Consider the following 17,475-nt stretch of genomic DNA (forward strand, 5'->3'; position numbering starts at 1 on the left):
TTTGATAGGAAGATTGATGAAATGGAAAAAGAGAGAGCAGATTCATGGAGTAAAATTGAAACAAAAGATTTTAATGCAATAGCAAGAAAAACAGTTGATTATAGTACTTTCACAAAGGGGACAACCATATCAACCAGATATCATGAAGGATTTCTTAGTAATCTTTCAAGTGAAATAGTGAAAGGGAAACAGATAAAAGTTGTTATAGTAGTTAACAATATAAAATTTGATGGAGCAATAAGACAACCTAATTTTAAAGAAAGAGATAGTATTGTAATTCAAATTACATTTAAGAAAAAGCTGATAGAATACTTATCTAAACAGTTATCAGTTAGTTATAATTACATAATGAAACATAAAGATGAAAATAGTAAGACACAAGTGAAATTACCAGCTGAATATCAAGAATACATGGATTTTTACAAAGGTGAAGAAAAAGACACCTTCATAGTAAAATTAATTAAAAGAGCTGAAGAAGCAATTGATGATGGGGACAATGAAGACTTAGAGGACAATGATATAGAAGATATTGAAGAGCCTTCAAATGAAACTGAAATAATCTCCAGTTTTGAAGTTGAGCCAACTATAGATTATATCTACAATTACATAGTAAGCCAAGGTTATACCTATGAAAAATCATTAATTAAAAATCTCTACATATCTCTAAAAACAAAACCTTTTGTAATTCTCTCAGGAATTTCAGGGACAGGTAAAAGTAAAATAGTAGAATTATTTGCAAAATCTCTTGGAGCTACAGCTGAAAATAAAAGATTTAATTTAGTTCCAGTAAAACCTGATTGGTCAGATAGTACTGATCTTTTAGGCTTTAGAAATATTGAAGGCAAATTTACGCCTGGAATTATAACTAAGGTTTGTTATGAAGCTATGATGAATCCTGAGCTTCCATATTTCATTTGTTTAGATGAAATGAATTTGGCTAGAGTTGAATATTATTTTAGTGACATTTTATCTCTAATGGAAACAAGAAGATTAAATGAAGATAATGAGATAATAACTAATACCATTCTTAGTGAAGAGCAGATAGGAAGAGATTCTGTATCTATTAGCACTTATGGAGATGTTTATATCCCTCAAAATTTATATATTATAGGCACAGTAAATATGGATGAAACAACCTTTCCATTTAGTAAAAAAGTTCTAGACAGGGCAAATACAATTGAGTTTAATAAAGTTGATTTAAGTTATTCTTTTGAAGATGATGTTTCAAGTTCTTATAATTCTAATATTAATGAAGAAATTAAAATTTATCATAATGACTTCTTAAAATCAGAATTATTAAAAATTAAGGATTGCAAAGAATTTAAAAATACAGCTCAAAAGGTTATAAATGAACTTATTAAAATTAATGATATCCTTGAAAAATATAATTATCATTTTGGATATAGAGTAAGAGATGAAATAACTTTTTATATGATTTATGCTGCTAAAGACAATGTAATGACCTTTGATGAAGCCTTTGACTTATGCGTAGTTCAAAAGATTCTTCCTAAAATAAGTGGCAGCAGCAGCGAAGTTTTGGACATGCTTTTTGATATATTTGAATTATTTAATGCTTATAGATTTTCTAATAGAGAATATTTAGAAGAAAAAGAATTGAAAGAATTAAAAGAAAAAATTACAGCTTCAAATGAAGGTTCTGATAAAATAAATTACAAATTTAAATTAACCAATGAAAAACTTATCTATATGATCAGGAGGTTCATAAGAGATGGATTCACAACCTTCTGGCAATAATGAACTTATATCCATAGAGACAGCTAATGTTATCTTTGTACTTAAAGGTGAAAGATATGGTATAAGTCATGAAGCAATTTTAAAGATAAATCCATTAAATATGGAGTCCCATGAAGCAGATATTGAACATATAAAAGGATTATATCTTAAAGAATATTCTAATTATGAAATCATAATTCAAAGCAAAAATAATGCTAATGTAGAGTTTTATCATGAAAACATTAATATAAGAAATAAAGTAACGCCAATAACTTCAAAATCAAATAACCTAAGTGGTGTAATAAACTTCAAAGGAGATATTGGTGCTACTGATTTTATAATTAATGTTAATAATAAGCCAGAACTTGAAATTACCTTAGAAGTATATCCAACTAAGATAAGCTATAAAGAAGATTATAAAGCTATATTAAGAGATGTAAATGAAGAAATATATAATCTGGCTTATGGATTTTTAGCAAGAACTTATTTATCCTCTGAAATAAATAATAAGAGCAATAATAATGATAGTGAATTTTATAGCATTTTAAATTATGTATTTAATAAACTTAAGAAATCCATAGACATAATATTATATAATCCATATCATGAGCTTCAAAAGGATTCTAAGGTAGTTAAATATCATAAAATAAGAAATGCATCTAATGAAACCATTAAGTATTTAGAAAAAAGACCATATTTAATGGAAAAGCTAAATGATACATATTTGCCTAAAGAAGCATTAATCACAAAGAAAACTGTGACCACTAATACAAAAGAAAATAGATTCTTAAAGTTTATGTTATTAAAGATAATTGTCAAAATAGATAAGTTTATTTTAAAGTTAAAAAAGCTTAATAACAATGATGCTGAAATATTAGAAAGATTATTGAGCTTTAAAAAGGAAATAAATAAGAGAATTAATACTTCAATCTTAAGAAATATCCCAGGTGAATATAATGAAGCAAATCTTTCTTTAGTATTTTCTATGGGGAATGGGTATAAAGACGTTTATAAATATTATCTTATGCTTCAAAAGGGATTAAGTGTTAATTCAAATGTATTCAGCCTTTCAATGAAGGAGCTTTCCTTATTATATGAATATTGGTGCTTTATAAAGATAAATTCATTGCTAAAAAGGAAGTACAAATTAGTAAGCTCTGATCTGTTAAAAATAAATAAAGATGGAATTACAGTTTCCCTTAAAAAAGGTGTGGAATCCTCTCTTACTTATTGTAATCCACAAACAAATGAAAAATTCAAAATTTACTATAATTCCAGAAGAAGCTCAAAAACAGTATCACAAAAGCCAGATAATATATTATCCATGCATAAAGAAGGTAGTGTAAAGTCCTATGAATTCATATTTGATGCAAAGTATAAGATAGATACATCTGAAGAATATATTCAAAGTTATGGAAGTATTGGTCCTAAGGAAGAGGATATTAATACTATGCATAGATATAGGGATGCAATCATTTACGATTATAATAAAGATAAATTATTAGAGCGTAAAGATAAAATAAAAAATCCTAGTGAACCTATAAATAATTGCATTTTTGGAGCATTTGTATTGTTTCCATATGATAATGAAGAAGAATTTAAAAACAATAGATTCTATAAGAGTATAGAAGAAGTTAATATAGGAGCAATACCCTTTTTGCCATCAACTACTAAACTCATGGAAGATTTTTTAGATGAAATTATTGAGGAATCTTCTTATTCAAGTTTTGAAAGAGCGATTGAGCCAGTAGGAAAAGAGGAGTATTTGAAAGATGAATACTTCAGCAGGAGAGAAGTGCTAGTTGGAGCATTAAAAAGTAAGGAGCAGTTAGAAGTAAATCTTAAGCATAACTTTTATCATATACCTGCTAAGAAAATTAACTTAGCTAAAAATAATATTAAATATGTTGCTCTTTCACAATCTCAAAACTTATTTGGTAGTGATGGTGGTATAGTGTGGTATGGCAAGATTAAGGATATTCATTTGGTGAAAAGAAATGAGATACTTGAGCTACCGAAGGATGATGAGAGTTTATATTATAAGTTGGAGATTGAAAAGTGGTGCAATCTTGAAAGCAAAATAAAGATAGATAAGTATCAAGTTCGAAGCTTTATATATACTACTTTTTATCTTCTTATGAATGCAAGTAGCATAACGGAGCTGTGCATTAAAAATAAAGAAGAATTTAGACTTTTCTTAGAATTAAAACGATTATATAATGAAATTTCAATAGATGGCCATAATATAATTGGTGCTGAAAGTGGAATTAAGGCTTTTAATTTAGATGGTATTAATATAGTTGTTAATGATGATAGAATAATGAGTATTGCAGATGAAACTGTAATAAAGGTTTCTAAAGAGGATTTTATAAAGAAGCCTATAAAAAATATAAAAGAACTTCTTGGAAAATAGAAATAAATTGACCAAGTATATTCCTATTGAGATAGAATGTACTCGGTTATTTTTTGTTGATGATAAGAACTTATGTACGTATGTTATTTGTGGAAGTGGAAATAATTATAAGTATAGACATATGAATTCTTAAATCTAATTTATGCTATAATGGATGGAGATATAATTTGAAAATCAAGAAGGTGCTATCATGTCTAAAGAAATTAAAAATAACTATAATGAATTAACAGTACTTTATCAGAATGTTTCTACATTAATTGAAAAGACTAAAGAAAAAATATATCACTCTGTAAATTCAGAACTTGTATTATTATATTGGAATATAGGCAAGACTATAAAACAAGATATTATTAAATCTGAAAGAGCTGTATATGGGGAAAATGTTGTTGAAGCTTTAGCAAAAGAATTATCTGAACAATATGGTAAGGGTTATGGTAAAAGAAATCTGTTTAGAATGATTAAGTTTTATGAAGCATTTGGAGATTATAAAATTGTGACGACAATGTCGGCACAATTAACTTGGTCACATCTGGTTGAACTTATTTCAATTGAAGATAGTCTAAAGAGAGAATTTTATGCTACTATGTCCAGCAATGAGAGATGGAGTGTTAGAACTTTAAGAGAAAGAAAGAGTTCAATGATGTATGAAAGAACTGCTATTTCTAAGAAACCTGATCTTACTATCATTAATGATTTAAAGTTACTTAGAGAAGAGAATAAGATGACTCCTGATTTATTTTTTAAAGATCCTTATGTACTTGATTTCTTGGGACTTGAAGATACATATAGCGAGAAAGATTTAGAGAATGCTATATTAGCAGAACTTGAAAAATTTATTCTGGAGATGGGAATTGATTTTGCGCTTTTAGGGAGACAAAAAAGAATCACAATTGATAATAGAGACTATTACATAGATCTATTATTTTATCATAGAAGAATGAAACGTCTTGTAGTTATAGAGCTAAAACTAGAAGAATTTAAGCCTGAGCACAAAGGGCAAGTTGAGCTTTACTTAAGGTGGTTAAATAAGTACGAGAAGATGGAAGGTGAAGAAAGCCCACTTGCATTAATATTATGCGCTGAGAAATCAAATGAGACTATAGAATTGTTAGAATTAGATAATAGTGGTATACATGTGGCACAATACCTTACACAAATGCCACCAAAAGAATTATTTGAAGAAAAGCTACATAAAGCTATACAAAGAGCAAAAATGCATCTTGAGCAAAGAAAAATGTGACTATAAATACAAAATAAGATGGATTTTTAAGTTTATGTTATTAAAGATAATTGGTAAAATAGATAAGTTTATGAACAGAAAACTATAAATTTATTACTTGAAAGTAAAGGTATCAGACTGGATGTTTATATTAAAGATGAGAGTAACACAATTTATAATGTAGAGATGTAACGAGGCAAGCATAAGAATTTACCTAAAAGGCTAAGGTACTATCAAGGAAGCATAGATTTAGATTTAATAAGCAAAGGTGAAGATTATAGAAAACTCGCTAAAAGTTATATAATATTTATTTGTACATTTGATTTATTTAATAAAGGCTGTCATAAGTATACTTTTGAAAATGTATGCTTAGAAGATAATAGTATAATATTAAATGATGAAGCACAAAAAATAATATTAAATACTAAAGGAATTATGAATGATTTAAGTGAAGAATTATTAGAATTTCTAGGTTATGTAGAAGATTCAACGGATAATAAAGTAAAGTATGCTAAAGGAAATCTTGTGAAAACTATACATAAAAGAGTTCAAGAAGTTAAAAATGATGTTTTAATGGAGGTTGAGTTTATGCACCTATTAAAAGAGTGCGAAGCGCAATTCGGAACTTATAAATTGTTAGAAAGAGATAGAGAGAAAATTGAAGAAGGCGAAAAAAGAAAGGCATTAGAGATGTTAAAAGATAATGAACCGATAGAAAAAATAATTAAATATTCAAAACTTAGCAGGGAAGAAATATTAAAAATCAAAATATAAAAATGTTGTTAATAATGAGTATTGCATTACCAGTAGGCAGTCTATCGCTAGAAATGATAGATTGCCTTTTTCAAATTATATTATACAAATTTATGCTATAATAATGGAAATAAAAGTGAATAGAATAGTTCAGATTTTTTGCAACAGCACAAAAAGTAAAATACCAAAGGAGTTATCATGAATATTAATAATTTTAAGGAATATATAGATAAAACAATTTTAAAAAGAGGTTATGACTATTATACTGATGGAAATATACTTGATACTTGTAATGAAGGAGATAATACTTACATCTTTGAAGTACAGGGAAGTGAAGACTACCAGGTTGTAGTTCAGCTTGATGATAATGGAGAAATAATTTATTCTGAATGTAATTGCCCTTATGATTTTGGACCAATATGTAAGCATGAAGTTGCAGCTTATTTTGAATTGGCTGAACATATGAGCAAGGTTATAAATAATAAAGATGAAAATGGCAATATTGCTATAAATAATGAAAAAGTAAAAAAGAAAAAGGCTAAGGAGCCAGAAATAAAAGAAGTCTTAAGTAATCTTTCAAAGGAAAAATTAATAGATATAATATTGGATATAACTCAAAAGGACAGAACCTTGAATAATAGTCTTATTGTCAGGTATTCAAAAGGAAATAGTGAACAGGAAATCAAAAAATGTAAGAAGCTAATAGACTCTATTGTGAGAAAGCATTTAGGAAGAGAAGGCTTTATCTCATATAGAGAAGCAGGTTATTTTGTAAGTGATATGGAGGTGCTATTAGAAAAGATTAGAGAAACAGATAATATAATATTAGCACTTGATATTGCATTTCTAGTAATAGATGAAGGAATAGAGGCTTTTCAATATGCTGATGATTCTGATGGTGATATTGGATACTTATTATCAAAAACCATTGATTTAATAGGTGAAGTAATAAGTTATAATGAAGATATAGATATTAATTTAAAGGAAGAGTTATTTGAGAAACTATTGAGTAAAAGTGAAAGTAAGATTTTTGATGAGTGGACAGATTATAGAATTGACATGTTAGGGGTATGTGCTGAGGTTGCGACTACAGAAGCTCTTAGAGACAAACTAAAAATAAAATTAAATTACTTGATTGAGAAAAATTCTAATAATGAGTATATGAAATACAGCAATGAAAGCATGCTTCAGATATTATTTAATATGGTAAATAAGTATGGTACTAAGGAAGAAGCAGAACAGTTTATAAAAGATAACTTAAAGTTTTCTTCTTTTAGAGAATTATTTATAAACAAGTATTTTAAAGATAAAAATTATGAAAAAGTTATAGAATTAGCCCTAGAAGGAGAAAAACAGGATAAGAGATTTGCTGGATTAATTTTAAAATGGAAACAAATAAGATATTCAGCATATAAAGAATCAGCCCTAAAAGATGATCAAAGAAATTTGGCTAAGGAACTTTTGTTTCAAGGAAAATTTGAATATTATAAAGAGCTTAAAGAATTGGAAGAGGATAAAATAAGTTTTTATAATAATTTAAAACAAGAACTTAAAGTGAAGGAAGACTGGCATTCTAAAAGTATGTTTCTTCAGATAATATTGGAGGAAAAGGATTTAAATGAAATAATGGCCTATGTAAGAGAGAATCTAACAAGTATCGATAGTTATGCAGAAATTTTAATGGATAAATTTAAAGATGAAGTTATAGAAATTTATAAAAAATATATAAAGCTTGAAGCAAGTCGTGCATCCAATAGAAGTCATTATAAAAATGTATGTGCAATAATTAAAAAATATAAAAGGATTGCAGGAAAGCAAAGTCAAACTCCAATAATAAATGAATTAATAGCTTTGTATAGAAAGAAACCAGCATTTTTAGATGAACTAAGTAAAATTAAATAAAAATAAATTAGCTTCTTAATAATGCTGGTAGTATAACTGAATTATGTATTAAAAGTAAAGAAGAGTTTAGGCTGTTTCTAGAACTTATAAGGTTTTATAATTATCTTTCAATTGAGGTTGATAGAAATATCAATGTTCAAAGTGGGATTAAGGCTTTTAATTTAGATTGGATAAATATTGTTGTTAATGATGATAGTATAATGATTATTGCAGATGAAACTTTAATAAAGGTTTCTAAAGATGATTTTATAAATAAGCCTATAAAAAGTATTAAAGAACTACTTAGAAAATAGAAATAAATTGACTTGGTATATTCCTAGTAAGATGGAATGTTCTGGGTTATTTTTTGTTGATGATAAGAACTAATATGCGTGCATTATTTGCAGAAATGGGAATAATTAGAGCATAAAGAAGTGAGTATGAGAATTAATTATGATATTAATATTTTAATAAGATTAAATTTCGATTATAATTAATATATAGAAAAGTAGGTGGATAATTGTCAATCAGCAATGAAAAAGTAAAGCTAGATGAGGTCTTAAAATTTCTATTTTCAACATCAAAGAAGGTTCTAGTTAATTTGTTAAATTAAGGTTATGAGTGATAAAGAAATATGCAAGGAATTATTAGAAAAGATTTTAGAAATCGAAATAGAAAAAATTAAATTATAAACTTATTTTAAATATGAGGATGTGAGAAGATGAAATGGGAAGAAGTAAGAAATATATATCCTAATAAATTTGTGCTTTTAAGAAGCTTAGAGGCTCATATTGAAGATAATAAAAAGTGTATAGATGATGTGGCTGTAGTAAGAGCTTTGGACGATGAAGAAGCAAGTGATTTATTAATTAAATGTAAAGGAGATACTTTTGTGTTTCATACATCAAAAGATGAATTATCAATGAATATAATACAAATGCCAATATTAAGAGGAGTATTTAAATGAAGTTAGAGTATAAAAGCGGGTTGTTATTTGTTGATATGAACATTGGATATAAAGGCAATAATGTATTGCTTAAGAATGTAGTGGTAGATACTGGGGCTGCACATACTATCATTAATCCAGACAGTGTATATGAATTGGGAATTAAAGCAGAGGCAGATGATGAATTTATAACAATGTATGGTGTTGGAGGCGAACACTATTCGTATAGAAAAAATATTAATTCAGTTAGTATTGGAAAAGATTGCTTAGAAGATATAAATATAGATTTTGGTCTAATTGATGAAGAAGGATATATAAATGGGCTACTTGGACTTGATGTATTATTAAAATTAGGTATAACCATTAATTTAAAAGAATTGGAGTTATATAGAAGTTAATAATGTAGATGAACTTATAAGGTCGGTTGAAATTAAGTAGGGTATTGAAGAATAGGAAGGGGCAGTTCAAAACTAACTATGTTAGTTTTACAACAGCCCCTTTTTACACCTTAAATATAAGTAAATGTGCTAAAATATAAGAAAGATAGTATCAAGAATACTAATTCATTATTATTTTTATTATACCTAGTTATAGCAAAGAAATAAATAGTAGTAGAAGGGTAAAAAACATGTATGATAAATTAGTCGAATATTTAAAAGCCTATAAAAAGAAAACAATAAAATTAAGTGAATTGGAAAAACTGCCAGATGGAAGTATGAATTATGAGAATTTTGAGTCAAGTGTAAAGAAGTTGGTTGAAGATAATATATTGGTAGAAAAAGGTGGTAAAATCAATGCTTTATCATTAAGTTATGGTGTAAATCATTATAAACTACAGAAAGATAAAATATATGAAATAAATAATTATATTTTGAAGTTTTCTAAAGAAATTGATTTAGGAGATTATTTTAAATTATCAGAAGAAACATTTTATAAGGATCTTCCATTTATACAAGCAGTGGAGGAGTATATATTGAGGAATGGTTTTCCTGAGAGCTATGTTACAGCTCAGGAAAGGTCTTTTAATATTTTAGGTGATGAAAAGTGGATAGGTGAAAAGAATGGGAAAAGGTTATTAGAAAGAATAAAAGTATGGGATAAACTCAAAATCGTAAATGATTCAGATCCATTAATGCTGGCTATAAATCAAAAGGTTTTTGGAAAGCCTGTGCATTACCATCTTATTGTTGAAAATAAGGCAACCTTTTTAGCACTTATGGATATTTTGAGAGAAACTGACTATACTACCCTCATTTATGGCTGTGGATGGAAGATAGTTTCTAACTATTATATGATACATAAACAGCTTAATTTAAAAGATAAAAATGAATTTATGTATTTTGGAGATATAGATAAAGAAGGTATTTCCATATGGAATTCTTTAAATGAAAAAATGAACGTAAATATAGCGGTTGATTTTTATAGGGAGCTGCTAAAAAAAGATTATAGCATAGGAAAGAAAAATCAAAAGAGAAACGATGAAGCTATAAATAATTTTTCGAAGTTTTTTACAGATTCAGAAAAAGAGGTTTTATTAAACATGATAAATAATGGTGGTTATTTACCACAAGAGGGATTAAATAAAGAAGAATTAAAAAGGATATGGAGTGAAATGTGTGAAGATTAATATAAGTAATGTAGTTGAAAATTATCATGAGAGAATTCAAAGATTAGCACTATTTGACCCATTATATGCACTTAATGAAAAAAAGCTAAAAGATAGAAGTGATAATAAAGTTGACTACCTTAGTTTTGGATTATTAACTCTGTTATTTTTCTTTGAAAATATGCTTATAAGAAATAGAAAAGTCGGTGTTAAAAATTTGGCAGAGTATTTACAGATAGTAAATGAAGGGCAATTTGATTTGGAAGATGGGGATTTTTTAAAAATAGCTAGAACTATTATAGAAACCTTTAGACCACCAAATGGAAAAAGGAATTTTAAGACTTTTTATAACTATGAGACAAGAAAAGAAGATATTGTCCAATATTCTATTTTGAAAGCTGATAAAGCGGATTTAGAAACAAATACACAATATTATACTTTGGACGAGCAGGGTTTGGAGTTAATATTTGCAACTAAAGAGTATTTTAATGAATTTCAATTATCAATTAATCAGCTTATATTACGCAAACAGCTTGAAAAAGGAGAATTTATAGGAGCATTAAGGCAAATTGATGAGATGAATCTAGATGTAAAAAACCTTTATGACAGGATTTTCAGAATAAAGCATGAAGTTAATAGAAACATAGTCTCAAGTGAAACTTTTGAAAGATATAAAAATATCATAGGTGACATTAATGATAGATTAACGCATGAGAATGAGGAATTTGAAGAGTTAAGAACCTTTGTAAAAGACACTAAAGAAAAAATTGCTAATGAAATGAATAAGGATGAAGACAAAAAAGCTTTTGAGCTAATAATAAAAATAGATAAAGAACTAGATGAGGTGCACTATGAGCATAGAAAGCTATTAAAGGAGAGTATTTTACTTAAAACTTCAGCACTTCAAGCAGCACAAGAATCTTTATATTACATAGGAATAAATTCTTTTAACTTTAATCAGGAAATCGTAAGTAGAATTTTTTCATCACCACTTCCATTAACCAGTACTAGAAGATTAATAGAACCATTTTTATATTTAGGAAAGGAAGTCACCTGGTCACCAATATCAGTGTTTTCAAAGCAGCGGATTGAGAATACTGAAAAGGAAGAAAAAAGTGATGAATTTTTAAATATTTTAAGCAAGGAAAAGCTGAAAGAGGAAATAGAATTACAAAGTAATAAATATAAACAAGTAGCAGAGATAATATTAAAGGCTTTAGAATATAAAAAAATAAATAGTATCACAATAGAAGACGTAGTTGAGTTCATAAAAGAAAGTAATGAGGAAGAAATAATTAATCAGCGTCCTTTTTATGATTTTTGGATTATTCTTCATCAAAAATCACCAATAACTATTAAAATAGAAGATAATGAAGAAGAAGAACTTATGGGAAAAGCTTATGATATATTTTCAGCAAAAGGATACAAGTTATGTGTTGAAGAATTAAGTAATGTATTGAAAGTTACAAAGAGGTTTACGATAAAAAATATGGTTTTGAAATTGGAGGATAGAGATGATAACTTATAGAAATGAACAAGTGCTTCAAGCATTTAAAATATATTCTATATTAGCTAAAAATGGATATGGAGAAAAGGATGAATTACGTCAATACATATCAGATGATATGATTAGGGGATTGGTAGATCAGTTTTCTAAAGAAGTGGATTGCACAATTTTTCTTGCAGGGGAGTTTATATATCTTGTTCCCATTTCTAAGGATTCCATATTCCATGTATCTAATGAAGCTATTAAGAAAGATTATCTGCCTTCAAAGTCAGTGAATTTAGACATTTATCTTATGTATGTTTCAATAATAGTGTTGTTTGGAGAATTTTATGATAGTTATCAGACAATTGAGCCTACAAGAGATTTCATTAATATTTCAGATTGGTTAGAAAGTTTAAATGATAGAATTGCAAGTTTGAAGGAACACAATAGCGATAAATTAAAGGAGTTAGATAAAGAATATGATTATAATTGGTCTTTAATTATAGAAAAGTGGCTTGATATGGATGAAATTAAAGAAACAGCTAAAGTACAAAATGCTAGGACAATTAGCAGAAAGAGTTTTTTGAATAGTGTCAAGAACTTTTTAGAAGATCAAGAGCTTCTTTTGGATATTGGAAATGAAGAATTGGAGCTTACGGAAAAAGCTAAAACAATAATTCAAAGGTACTATATGGAGTATGACTATAACAGAGGAATTCTTGATTTTATGTACAATTTGGATAAAGTGAAACTTGATTCAAGTGGGGTTTAATCCCCAATTGAATCTTAGTTGAACTTATACCCACAAGGGGCACAATGTCTAGGGTCGTGCCACTGTTATCTCTACTATATGTGAAACTTGTCTTATTTTTAATAAGAGTTTCACATATAGTAGAGTGTTACAGTGGCTAGACATCAGACAAGAAGGAGGTTAAATAAAATGCCAGCTATATCAAAGATAAGATTTACTAATGTAGTATATGAAAATGGGCAAAAAAGGTATAATGATGATATTTTTCAATTCGATGGAGAAAATGGAGCTATTCTTATAGAAAATGGTGGAGGTAAAACAGTATTCATTCAAGCAGCAATTCAAGCAATACTTCCAAATCAAGAGCTTGCTGATAGAAAAATAAAAAATACCTTAATGCTTGAAAATAATTCTGCACATATTGCAATAGAATGGATTATAAGCGAAAGACCTAGAAGATATGCATTAACTGCAGTAACTTTGTTTATGAATAAAGGTTCAGTAGATGCTTTAAAATATGTTTATGAATATGAGGAAAAGGATGATGAAACAATTGAAAAACTTCCTTTCAAAGTGAAAAATGCCAATGGAAATTATAGGCCGGCTAATAAAGATGAAATGGAAGACTATTATTCTAACATGAGTAAAAATAGAATTAATGCCAAAGTCTTTAAGATAAAGCGTGAATATAATAGATACATAGAGGATAAGTTTAAGATTATTCCAAAGGAATGGGAAAGAATTGCAACAATAAATGGTGCAGAAGGTGGAGTAGAAAGTTTTTTTGATGCTTGTAAGACAATGGGACAATTAATAGATAATCTTTTGATTCCAACGGTTGAAGAAGCTTTAGCGGGAGGAGGCACAAAGGAATTTGCTGAAACCTTTGAAAAACAAAGAGAGCATTTTAAAGAGTATAATCAATTGAAGGCTAGAATTGATGAAAGCAGGCAAGTTGAAAATCAAGTTGGAATGTATATGGACCACTATAAAGAATATGATGAGATAAATAATAAAGTAATAGAGACAAAGGAAGAGCTAAAAGCCTTATATGGATTAGCTAAAAAAGATCAGAACTTAAATTATGAAAAGCTTTCTAAAATAAATAGAGAAATACGTGATGTAAGTGAGAATGGAAAAAATTTAAAACAAAAAGAAGCTTCTTATAATTTGGCATTTTTAGAGAAGGATATGCAGCTTAAGAGTGGGATTTTTAAAATAAAGGAAGATGAATATAATAAATTATTGAATAGGAAATTGGAAAAAGATAAACGATATTCAAATTTGAAGATTTTAAAGTTTAAGAATGAGATAAAGCAGGAGGAAGAACTAGCTGAGCTTAATAAGGTTCAAATAGACAGTTTAGATAAAGACGAAGAAGTAGTTGATATTAAAGATGAATTAAGAGTAAATGCATGTGAAATAAGAGGTTATTACTTAGAAGAAGAAGATAAACTAAGCAAACAAATCCAGTTTATAGAGGGTCAAATAAATAATGCAAACCTTGAAATAACTGAAAAAGAAGTATTGCTACAAGAAAAATTAAAGAATGAAAAAACTTTAGAAAAGAATAAAAGTAGTTTAGAAGGTCAAAGTAAAATCATAGAAGAAGATATTGAGAAGATAAAAAAAGAAATTTTATCTGATAAAAGACAAGAAAATATTGAAGATAAAATTATTGAATGGAAGAATATTTCATCAGAATTAGAGAAAAAAATCTTTAATGATCAAAAGAATAAAAGTGAATTAAATAATGAAGAAATTCAAGTGAAAAATTCATTATATAATAAACGTGAAGAATATGATGGTCTTAAACTGCAGAGTATAGAATTAGAATCAAAATTAAATAAGCTGCGAGAGGAAGAAGAAGTTTTAGTAAGAAGATTGAAAGAATTCCAAAATAGTTTTTATGGAATAGAAACTCTTCATTCTAAAGAAGTAGTAATAATAGACCAGTTAGAGAATTTTCTTGAAAAGGCTAGAGAAAATAAAGAAAAAGCTATACTTGAAGAGAGAATTTCATATAGATGGCTTGATGATTATAAGGAAAGTGAATATTATACTGCAGATGCTGCTATAGAAAAATGGCTTATTTCTTGGAGAAATCAATTTGATTATATTGAAAGTGGAACTATTTATATTCAAAGAGCAGCTAAAAATAATGAGTTATCTGAAAAGATTTATTTAGATAAATTTCCATATTGGGCTATAAGTTTAGTGGTTTCTGAGAAAGAAAAAGCGAAATTAAATGAAAAATTAAGTAAAAGCTTAGATAAATTAACAAACCCAGTAATAGTTTTAGATGAAAAAGAAGCTAGGGAAATAATTACTGGCAATAAGGAATTTAATAGAGATAATATTTTTGTTCCAGCCCCATGGAAAGATAATATTTCACAGAACTTTTTTGAAACCTATAGAAAAGAAATAGATATAAAAGCTGAAGAAATTAAAAAACAAAGAGAAGAAAAAGAAAATGAATATATAATTACTGATGCTTTATTAAAAGATTTGAAAAAATTTTATCTGGAAAATTCATATGAAGAATTTAGCAATATGAAAAAGCTACTTGAGGAAGTGAATTCAAATAAGAATTTAGCTGAAGGTACTATAAAGCAATTTGAAAAGAGATTAGAGGATATAACTATAGAACTTAAGAAAATAGATGGGGAACTTTTAAATTGCAGAGAAGGAAAATCAGATTTAGAAAAGAAGCTTGAGAAAGCTAATGAATATTTTATTAAAAATAATAAGAATAAAAAGTTTATAATTGATATTAAAAAGCTAAAAAACGAAATTGAAATTTTAGAAATTGAAATACAAAAAATTCAAAGTGATATTAAATATAAACAAGATTTTGTAGAGGGGTTAAAGATAGACCTGAATGAAGCTGATTATAACAAAAGGATTATTTCAGAAAGAGAATTTTATGATGAGACTAAAGCAAACACTCCTAAAAGTTCAAATAAATCGATAGGAGCTTTAGTTCAGTTTAGAAAAAATTTAAAAGATAGACTTGACAACAAACAGAAAAATAGAAAGAGCATAGAAAATGAGCTTGGTGAAAGAATTAAAAGAATAAAATCATTAAATGGAGATTTGGAAAATTACAAAAATGAATTGGACTTTGATATAGATGATAGTTTTAATGATGTAATAAGCGAAGATGAGCTTAAAAGGCTTATTAAGGAAATAAGAGAACTTAAAAAGATATTGGAAACAAAGAAAGGCGAATATGATAAGGCAAGAGATAGTTATAAAGACGGCGAAAATACATATAAAGTCAAAATGAACGACTACAATGAAATTTATGAAAAAATAATAATGTTTGATAAAGCTTTAGAAGAAGTAGAAGAAATTTTAAATAATGAGAAAAAAGTTTTAGAAGAAAAGAGTCATAAGCTTCAGGCTGAAGAGAAAAGGTTAAATGAAGAAAAAACTGAATTAGATGAGGTTACAAAAAAATTAGAATTTTGTAATGCAGGATATCCATTCTTAAATGAAGCTATTAAAGAGATTGAATTAAATGAAGAAATAAAAAATAATTTTTCATATAAGAGAAAAGAAATGGTAGATAAAATTTCTAATCACTTAACAAAAGTACAAAAGCAGTCAGATGCAAAATTTGAAGAGACTAAGGAACAAAGGGAAAAGTTTTTAAATTTCTGCGAAAATAAAATATTAGATGTTAAATTAAAGAAGATGGCAGTTGATGGTGTGAATTATAGAAAAAGCTATAAGGACATTATTGAATGGCAGAATATAATGAGTGAACGTATAAATAGAACTATAGAATTACTAGAGCGTGATATGCGTGAACACGATGAAGAAATGAAGCAGTTTATAAATCACCTTCATTCATATTTAGTGATAATGGCTCAAGAACTAAAAGCAATTCCTAAGAAAACTAAGATTAAGATTGAAGAGAATTGGAAAGAAATTTATTTATTTAGTGTGCCTGATTGGAACGAAAAGGATGGAAAATTGGAGCTTTATAATCATATAAACTGGATTCTTAAAAAACTGGAAGGTGAAGAATATAGAGATGAAAATGGAGTAGAAAATCAGGAAAAAGTTAAAAAGTCTATTGAAAAATGGCTTCAATCAAAGCAGCTAATTCCTATTGTAATGAATCATAAGAAGATAACTATAAAGTGCAGGAAAGTAACTAATGATGGTAAAATGAGCAGTATGCCGTTTTCATGGGAAGAATCTAATTCGTGGTCTGGAGGAGAAAAGTGGAGTAAAAACATGGCTTTATTCCTAGGAATACTCAACTATGTTGCTGAAAAAAGAAAGCAGATAATTCCATTAAAGAGTCATTACAGAACAGTTATTGTTGATAATCCATTTGGTAAAGCCTCAAGTGATCATGTACTTGATCCGGTATTTTTTATTGCAGAGCAGTTAGGATTTCAAATTATAGCATTAACAGCACATGCAGAAGGGAAGTTTATAAGAACATATTTCCCTATTGTATATAGCTGTAAGCTTAGAAGCAGTGAGAAAGGAAATAGTCAAATTATAACAAATGAAAGAGAAATTAAAAAAGCCTTTTTAAAAGATGCTGATTCAGAAAAGTTGGAAAGACTTGGCCAAACTAATCAAATTATGATGTTTGAATCTTAGTAGAGTTATGAATAGAAAAGAAGTTGCAATTATAAAAAAGTAGCTATGCTGCAAATA

General features: G+C 27.5%; 10 protein-coding genes and 1 pseudogene. All 11 read left to right on the forward strand.

All coding sequences use genetic code 11. From position 1 onward, the window contains the following. Nucleotides 1–21: 21 nt before the first annotated feature. The gene (locus tag CLPUN_RS09725) at nt 22–1,755 is read left to right on the forward strand and encodes an McrB family protein (protein ID WP_077847094.1); all 1,734 of its coding nucleotides are present in this window, start codon (nt 22–24) and stop codon (nt 1,753–1,755) included. Further along, entirely contained in the window at nt 1,730–4,147 is a 2,418-nt protein-coding gene (locus tag CLPUN_RS09730; RefSeq protein ID WP_077847095.1) for a DUF2357 domain-containing protein, read from the forward strand. The genes CLPUN_RS09725 and CLPUN_RS09730 overlap by 26 nt, the downstream gene beginning before the upstream one ends. 190 nt (nt 4,148–4,337) lie before the next feature. Further along, nucleotides 4,338–5,387: a PDDEXK nuclease domain-containing protein gene (locus CLPUN_RS09735; protein ID WP_077847096.1), complete on the forward strand. Its 1,050-nt coding sequence runs from the start codon at nt 4,338–4,340 to the stop codon at nt 5,385–5,387. Between the two features lie 66 nt (nt 5,388–5,453). Then, a pseudogene (locus CLPUN_RS09740) lies at nt 5,454–6,140 on the forward strand (Rpn family recombination-promoting nuclease/putative transposase); the annotation flags it as partial. 177 nt (nt 6,141–6,317) lie between these two features. Then, entirely contained in the window at nt 6,318–8,021 is a 1,704-nt protein-coding gene (locus CLPUN_RS09745; RefSeq protein WP_077847097.1) for an SWIM zinc finger family protein, read from the forward strand. Between the two features lie 700 nt (nt 8,022–8,721). Further along, a complete protein-coding gene (locus CLPUN_RS09750) occupies nt 8,722–8,967 on the forward strand; it encodes a hypothetical protein (RefSeq protein ID WP_077847098.1) in 246 nt (81 codons plus the stop codon). Beyond that, complete coding sequence (locus CLPUN_RS09755) at nt 8,964–9,344, forward strand: retropepsin-like aspartic protease (protein WP_077847099.1); 381 nt, start codon at nt 8,964–8,966, stop codon at nt 9,342–9,344. Before CLPUN_RS09750 ends, CLPUN_RS09755 begins: the two co-directional genes overlap by 4 nt. 230 nt (nt 9,345–9,574) lie before the next feature. Continuing rightward, nucleotides 9,575–10,573, forward strand: a complete 999-nt coding sequence (locus CLPUN_RS09760; RefSeq protein WP_077847100.1) for a Wadjet anti-phage system protein JetD domain-containing protein — start codon at nt 9,575–9,577, stop codon at nt 10,571–10,573. Next, nucleotides 10,563–12,080, forward strand: a complete 1,518-nt coding sequence (locus tag CLPUN_RS09765) for a replicative DNA helicase (protein ID WP_077847101.1) — start codon at nt 10,563–10,565, stop codon at nt 12,078–12,080. The genes CLPUN_RS09760 and CLPUN_RS09765 overlap by 11 nt, the downstream gene beginning before the upstream one ends. Then, nucleotides 12,067–12,813 carry a DUF6063 family protein gene (locus tag CLPUN_RS09770; RefSeq protein WP_077847102.1) on the forward strand — a complete coding sequence of 249 codons (747 nt, stop codon included), beginning with the start codon at nt 12,067–12,069 and terminating at the stop codon, nt 12,811–12,813. The genes CLPUN_RS09765 and CLPUN_RS09770 overlap by 14 nt, the downstream gene beginning before the upstream one ends. 168 nt (nt 12,814–12,981) lie before the next feature. Beyond that, nucleotides 12,982–17,418 carry a coiled-coil domain-containing protein gene (locus CLPUN_RS09775; RefSeq protein ID WP_077847103.1) on the forward strand — a complete coding sequence of 1,479 codons (4,437 nt, stop codon included), beginning with the start codon at nt 12,982–12,984 and terminating at the stop codon, nt 17,416–17,418. Nucleotides 17,419–17,475 lie beyond the last annotated feature (57 nt).

It is taken from the genome of Clostridium puniceum, from assembly GCF_002006345.1.
In the GTDB taxonomy this organism is placed as follows: Bacteria; Bacillota; Clostridia; order Clostridiales; family Clostridiaceae; genus Clostridium; species Clostridium puniceum.

Excerpts from the sequence above, each read along its gene's own strand:
- CLPUN_RS09725 (WP_077847094.1), top strand. The coding sequence starts at position 22 with ATGGAAAAAGAGAGAGCAGATTCATGGAGTAAAATTGAAACAAAAGAT.
- CLPUN_RS09730 (WP_077847095.1), top strand. The coding sequence starts at position 1,730 with ATGGATTCACAACCTTCTGGCAATAATGAACTTATATCCATAGAGACA.
- CLPUN_RS09735 (WP_077847096.1), top strand. The coding sequence starts at position 4,338 with ATGTCTAAAGAAATTAAAAATAACTATAATGAATTAACAGTACTTTAT.
- CLPUN_RS09745 (WP_077847097.1), top strand. The coding sequence starts at position 6,318 with ATGAATATTAATAATTTTAAGGAATATATAGATAAAACAATTTTAAAA.
- CLPUN_RS09750 (WP_077847098.1), top strand. The coding sequence starts at position 8,722 with ATGAAATGGGAAGAAGTAAGAAATATATATCCTAATAAATTTGTGCTT.
- CLPUN_RS09755 (WP_077847099.1), top strand. The coding sequence starts at position 8,964 with ATGAAGTTAGAGTATAAAAGCGGGTTGTTATTTGTTGATATGAACATT.
- CLPUN_RS09760 (WP_077847100.1), top strand. The coding sequence starts at position 9,575 with ATGTATGATAAATTAGTCGAATATTTAAAAGCCTATAAAAAGAAAACA.
- CLPUN_RS09770 (WP_077847102.1), top strand. The coding sequence starts at position 12,067 with ATGATAACTTATAGAAATGAACAAGTGCTTCAAGCATTTAAAATATAT.
- CLPUN_RS09775 (WP_077847103.1), top strand. The coding sequence starts at position 12,982 with ATGCCAGCTATATCAAAGATAAGATTTACTAATGTAGTATATGAAAAT.